At 53.3% G+C, this 5,838-nt stretch carries 6 protein-coding genes; 4 read left to right on the plus strand and 2 right to left on the minus strand.

The window, feature by feature from the left end; all coding sequences use genetic code 11:
- Window positions 1-1,010: homocysteine S-methyltransferase family protein (locus tag ACI4OH_RS08150; protein WP_439784570.1), on the minus strand; the 1,010-nt coding region annotated here is incomplete at its 3' end.
- Between the two features lie 108 nt (window positions 1,011-1,118).
- On the minus strand, window positions 1,119-1,802 hold the full coding sequence (locus ACI4OH_RS08155) for a methionine synthase (RefSeq protein WP_439784571.1): 684 nt from the start codon (window positions 1,800-1,802) through the stop codon (window positions 1,119-1,121).
- Between the two features lie 197 nt (window positions 1,803-1,999).
- Here ACI4OH_RS08155 and ACI4OH_RS08160 point away from each other — a divergent pair, with 197 nt between their 5' ends.
- From ACI4OH_RS08160 to ACI4OH_RS08175, 4 genes are all read left to right on the plus strand, one after another.
- Window positions 2,000-2,800, plus strand: coding sequence for a ParA family protein (locus ACI4OH_RS08160; RefSeq protein ID WP_432647446.1), 801 nt, complete (start codon window positions 2,000-2,002; stop codon window positions 2,798-2,800).
- Window positions 2,790-3,731: a ParB/RepB/Spo0J family partition protein gene (locus tag ACI4OH_RS08165; protein WP_439784572.1), complete on the plus strand. Its 942-nt coding sequence runs from the start codon at window positions 2,790-2,792 to the stop codon at window positions 3,729-3,731. Before ACI4OH_RS08160 ends, ACI4OH_RS08165 begins: the two co-directional genes overlap by 11 nt.
- A gap of 62 nt (window positions 3,732-3,793) precedes the next feature.
- Entirely contained in the window at window positions 3,794-4,312 is a 519-nt protein-coding gene (locus tag ACI4OH_RS08170; protein ID WP_432647444.1) for a DUF4446 family protein, read from the plus strand.
- A gap of 177 nt (window positions 4,313-4,489) precedes the next feature.
- Window positions 4,490-5,662 (plus strand): peptidoglycan DD-metalloendopeptidase family protein, encoded by a 1,173-nt coding sequence (locus tag ACI4OH_RS08175; protein ID WP_439784573.1) that lies wholly within the window; start codon window positions 4,490-4,492, stop codon window positions 5,660-5,662.
- The last annotated feature ends 176 nt before the right edge of the window (window positions 5,663-5,838 follow it).

Consider the following 5,838-nt stretch of genomic DNA (forward strand, 5'->3'; position numbering starts at 1 on the left):
TTGACGGACAAGAGAGAGCCTTCGCGGATTTCGGCAGCGAGTTTTTTACGGCCGGTCGGGTTGATGCGTTCGCCAATCAGCACGGTAGGCAGGTCCTTGTCGACGCAGACGGATTTGCTGCGGCTGGCGAGCCAGAGACGCTTTGGCATGGCTGGACGCTCCGGCTCTTTGGCATTCTTGAGGGCATTGGCAAGTGCCTTGATATGAGCAGGGGTTGTGCCGCAGCAGCCGCCAAGGTACGTGGCACCGGCTTCAAGCAGCTTCGGCGCCCAGCTGCCAAAATCCTCAGGTCCCATCGGGAAATGCGTCACGCCGTCGACGAGCTGCGGCATGCCGGCATTTGGCTGAACGCTTATCGGGCAGTCGCAGTTCTCGGCGAGAATCCTGACGATGGGCACGAGTTGCTCCGGTCCAAGCGAGCAGTTGACGCCGATAATGTCAGCGCCCATGTGCGAAAGGATGATGGCGGCCGACTGCGGGTCCGTACCCGTGACGGTGCGGCCGTCATCGCTGTAGGTCAGCTGGCAGATGACGGGAATCTGCGGAGCAATTTCTTTGGCGGCGAGCAGCGCGGCACGCATTTCCTGAATATCGATGCAGGTTTCGATGATGAAGTAATCGACGCCTGCTTTGGCAAGAGCGGTGGCCTGCTCAAGGAAGCAATGATACGCATCCTCAAAGTCAAGGTCACCGAGCGGGCTGATGAAACGGCCCGTCGGACCCATGGAACCTGCTACCTTGGCACGCGCGCCAGCGGCTTTTTTGGCGATTCTGACCGCGGCCGTATTGAGTTCTTCGACGCGGTCTTCGAGGCCGTAATGGTCGAGCTTCAGCCTGCTGGCACCGAAGGTATTCGTCTCGATGATGGTAGAGCCGGCCTCGATATAGGCTTTATGGATATTTTCAACGACTTCGGGATGTTCGATGTTCATGAGTTCGGGGCAGCCGCCCGGTTCGAGTCCGCCGGCCTGCAGCATGGTACCCATGGCACCGTCAAAAATATGGATCATGGCGCAATTTCTCCTTTATGAGCTGGTGTGAGCTGAAATAAAATTCTTTATAAACATACTAATATTATATGTATTTCCTGTCAATATACTCTGTTTTTCCGAAGTACTTTATTTTACGGCTTTGCGTGAGGGACAGTCGATTTTATCGCAGGCAGCACAGCCGTTAGGGGAGTGAGGGGCTGTTTCGTTACCCTTTACTTCCTTATATAAGCCGATGATGGCCGTGACGCTTTTGCGCGGCACGAGCATCTTGCTTTCGGACAGGGTGATGCCGATCGTCTCGCATTTTGTCGTGCGGATGAGCTCGGGCTGCTGTTCAAGCGGCCAGTCGCCGTAGCCGGGGCTGAAGCGCCAGCGCATGCCGTAGCCTTGAGCTGCCATTTTCGGCTTGATGGCCTTTTCCATGCCATCGGCCAGCTGTTCGACGGCCGTGGTCGCCGCGGCATCGAGGAGAACGCTTGAGGCGTATTCTCCATTCGCAAAGCGCTTTGTGACCATGTCCTCGATGCCTTCGCCGACTGTGACGGCCAGCAGGATGACTTTGTCGCAGCCCGCGAGGTGTCTGCCGATTTTCGTGCCTATAATATGGAAAGGCGGCTCGGCTTTGACAATCTGATTTTCACAGTCGTAGTCATAAAGCTGCCAGATGCCGCGCGGCTCTGCGAGGAGCCGTGCATCCTGACAGGCCTCTTCAATCAGGCGTTCATCAAAGTCCTTGGCGCGCATGAGGCCGGCGTAACGGCGTGTCTCTTTGGGGTCAATCTGCAAGAGTGGTGCGTTGTAAACAGGCATGGAATCACCCTCCTTGATAAATTTTTAAAATGTTTCACGTGAAACAATGGCATTTTTCGCGATTTCATATTATGATATAGAAAACAGGGCAGTCAGGGACGTGTGCTGATGCCCAAGCGATTTCATAGAAATGTTACAATGTAACAATTATACCGATTCTAACATGCTTTTACAAGGAATACCGTGTAGTTTGTTACATGACAGAGGTTCAAAGAGAAAAGAAAGTGGTGAAGTTCGTGGCAAAGATTATTGCGGTAGCCAATCAGAAGGGCGGTGTCGGCAAGACGACGACATCGGTAAATCTCGCGGCTTGTCTGGCAGCGAAGGGGAAGAAGGTCCTGCTCGTTGACTGTGACCCTCAGGGCAATGCTTCAAGCGGCTATGGCATTGATAAATCTGCACTCGATACGACCATTTATCAGGTCATCATCAATGGTACGGATATTCATGAGGCCATCGTCAAGACGGAATTTGACGTCGATGTGCTGCCAGCCAATATCGAATTGGCCGGTGCCGAGGTCGAACTCGTGGCGGCCATCTCGCGTGAGACGCGTCTCAAACGTGCGTTGGAGCCAGTCGAAAAAGATTACGATTACATCCTCATCGACTGTCCGCCGTCCCTCGGCCTTTTGACACTGAACTCGCTCGCAGCGGCGGACTCGGTGCTCATGCCGATTCAGTGCGAGTTTTACGCACTCGAGGGCGTTTCCCAGCTCATGAATACGATTGAACTCGTGCGCAATAACTTAAATGCGCATCTTGAGGTAGAGGGCGTGCTCATGACGATGTACGATGGCCGCACGAGACTTGCGGAACAGGTCGTGGCGGAAGTCCGCGAGAATTTTGGTGATCTCGTCTATAAGACGATGATTCCGCGCACGGTCCGCCTCAGTGAGGCACCGTCGTATGGCGAACCGATTCTTTATTATGACAAGCGTTCCAAGGGAACGGATACGTATATGAAACTGGCAGAAGAGGTGATGGCTCATGGCAAATAAGGCTCATGGGGGCCTCGGCAAGGGTCTCGGTGCGCTCCTCAAAAACCGCGAGATCACGCCGGCCAAGGACCAGGTACAGGAAATCCCTGCCGCAGAGATTCAGGCCAACCGCTATCAGCCGCGGCAGAATTTTGATGAAGAAGCCCTGCAGGATCTGGCTGAATCCATCAGGCAGTATGGCATTCTGCAGCCGCTCATCGTGCGCCGCCTGCCCGAAAAGGGCTATGAACTCATTGCCGGCGAACGCCGCCTGCGCGCCGCGCGTCAGGCAGGACTTGAAAAAGTACCCGCACTTGTGAGAGAATATAACGATGCGGAAATCAGCGAGATTGCCCTCATCGAGAACATCCAGCGCGAGAATCTCAATATTATTGAAGAGGCAGAGGCTTATGCCTTCCTCATGAAGAATTTTGACTTGACGCAGGATATGCTCGCCAAGAAGGTCGGCCGCAGCCGTCCGCATATCGCCAATTCCCTGCGCCTTTTGGACCTTGCCGAGGGCATTCAGGATATGCTGGTAGCAGGTGATATGCACATGGGGCAGGCAAGGCCGTTGCTCGCGCTCAAGGATAAAGAGCTGCAGCTTGAAGCTGCCGATTATATCTTTGAACAGCATCTTTCCTCGCGTCAGGCAGAGGAACTCGTGCATAAGCTGCTCGAAAATCCGGCTTATCTGCAGCAATTGGCAGATAAAGATGAAAAAAAGGCCAAGCAGCAGGAGACTGGGCAGGCCGATGCTTTTTATCAGGAAGCGGAGAACCGTCTGCATGAATTCTTCGGCACGAAGGTCAACATCCGCTCCGGCAAAAAGAAAAGCCGCATCGAAATTGAGTTCTACTCAGAAGATGACCTTGAGCGGCTGCTCGAGCTGCTGGCAAAATCCCGTCAGGCAGAGGGAAATACCGCTGCGCCGGATCATTTTACCGTTTGAATCCCGTAATGTTTCACGTGAAACATTTTATTTGATTTATTCTAAGGAGCATTCAATAGACAATGGATATTCAGGAAATCACGAAACTTGCCCTAAACAATATTGTTGTGATCGTCGGCGTGCTCGGCGTCATTGCCGTCATTCTGCTGGCCCTTCTCATCAATCTTTATATGAAGGTCAGCTACATGAAGAAGCGCTATCGCAAGATGATGACGGGCGCGGACGGGGCGAACCTTGAGCGTATGCTCATCGGGCACCTCAATGAGATTCAGAACGTTTCCGATGAGAACGCCGCCATCAAGCAGGAAAATGAGCGTCTCGACGACCTCCTGAAGCTGGCCATCACGCGTGTCGGTGTTGTGCGCTTCCGCGCTTTTGATGATATGGGCAGTGACCTGAGTTATGCCGTTGCCCTGCTTGACTCCTACAACGACGGTGTCATACTCACGAGCATTTTTGGCCGCGAGGATTCGCGCAGCTATGTCAAGCCGGTCGAGAAGGGCCAGTCGACTTACACGCTGATGCCCGAAGAGCAGCAGGCTCTTGACGAGGCGATGCACAAGGGCTCGGCGCAGGCATAATCTTTGTGAAATAGGCTTTGAATTGCGGTAAACCATATGCTATAATAGGCGTAGGTTTACCGCATTATTGTATTTAAAGGCAGTTTTCATCCAGGGAGTGTATGATTTCCGTGGATTATTTTTTTGCTTTGCAATTTGCTTGGACGTTTGCACGTTTAGAGTTTGGAGGTTTCATTTTTGGCTAAGAATGAAGAACAGAAGGCAGCGAAGGGATCTTCAGAGCCGGAACAGGCAGAAGTGACGGATAAGACGACAGTCATGCCGCCCGTGGTACTGCCAGAGGAGAAAAAGCCGGAGGAAGATGCTGCTGCAGAGAAAACGGCAGAGCAGTCTGAGGACAATCCGGACGACGAGGGCAAGAAAGATAAAAAGGATAAGAAAAAGAAGAAGCAGACCATCTATACGATTAAACTGATTCCCGATGATGACGGGGACACGAAGAGTATCCGTCTGCCTGCGCGCGTGCTGAAGTTCGGCATTGCGTCCGTAGCAGCCGGTGCCCTGCTGTTTGTCGGTGCGTTCAGCTATTCGGTTTACAGCACATTTGCCAATCAGAGCGGCGCGTCAGAAATCCGCGAACTGCGTCAGGTCAACAACATCCAGCAGGAACAGCTTTTGCAGCTTTCCAAGAAGGCCAATGCCCTGCAGGATGAGATTGACCAGCTCACACAGCTCGAAAACGACCTGCGCCGCATGTCCGGGGCATCGCCCGCGCAGGACTCTCAGGATGATGGCAGCGGCGACGGTCAGGGTGCCGTAAGCGGCCAGCATGACGGTCAGGGCGGCCCGTATCCGCAGGCGCCGAGCCTTGATAACGTCAGTGAGACGCTCGACAATGTTGAAAAAAGTATCCAGAAGCGCCGTGAGTCGCTTTTAGCCCTGCAGCAGGAGCTCAAGGCTCAGCAGGAAGAAATGGGCCTGCCAAATGGTGCTGTTTCCCTGCCGGGCTCGCTCGTTGGCTCAAGCGTCTCTGTGACGACGCCGACCGGCTGGCCGGCACGCGGTGAAGTCAGCTCGCCGTATGGCCTGCGCTGGAACGGTTCTGATTTCCATCCGGGCATCGATATCGCCAACGACATGGGCACGCCAATCGTTGCCACGGCCGACGGCACGGTCGTCACGGCCGGCTGGAATTCCGGCGGTTACGGCAACATGGTCGATATTGACCATGGCAATGGCATCATGACGCGTTATGGCCACGCCATGCAGGTCGTTGTCAGCGTTGGCCAGCATGTCCGCCGCGGCCAGATTATTGCCTATATGGGCAGCACCGGTTTCTCGACTGGCCCGCACGTCCACTATGAAGTCCGTGTCAATGGCCAGACGGTCAACCCAATCAGTTATCTCTGATATTGATTTCCTATATATAAGGAAAAGAAAATCCATGCAAACGCATTGTTTCGTGTTTGCATGGATTTTTTTATTGTTGCAGCCGCATTTTCGATGAAATATTTTAGAAAGTGGTGGTATTCATGTATACATGTTAAGTTATGGTTGACATGTCAAGTATACATTTTTATAATAGA

This window comes from Mitsuokella apri (assembly GCF_051886055.1).
GTDB lineage: Bacteria > Bacillota > Negativicutes > Selenomonadales > Selenomonadaceae > Mitsuokella.

Coding starts and splice junctions, on each gene's coding strand:
- ACI4OH_RS08155 (WP_439784571.1), bottom strand. CDS start 1,802: ATGCCTGTTTACAACGCACCACTCTTGCAGATTGACCCCAAAGAGACA.
- ACI4OH_RS08160 (WP_432647446.1), top strand. CDS start 2,000: ATGACAGAGGTTCAAAGAGAAAAGAAAGTGGTGAAGTTCGTGGCAAAG.
- ACI4OH_RS08165 (WP_439784572.1), top strand. CDS start 2,790: ATGGCAAATAAGGCTCATGGGGGCCTCGGCAAGGGTCTCGGTGCGCTC.
- ACI4OH_RS08170 (WP_432647444.1), top strand. CDS start 3,794: ATGGATATTCAGGAAATCACGAAACTTGCCCTAAACAATATTGTTGTG.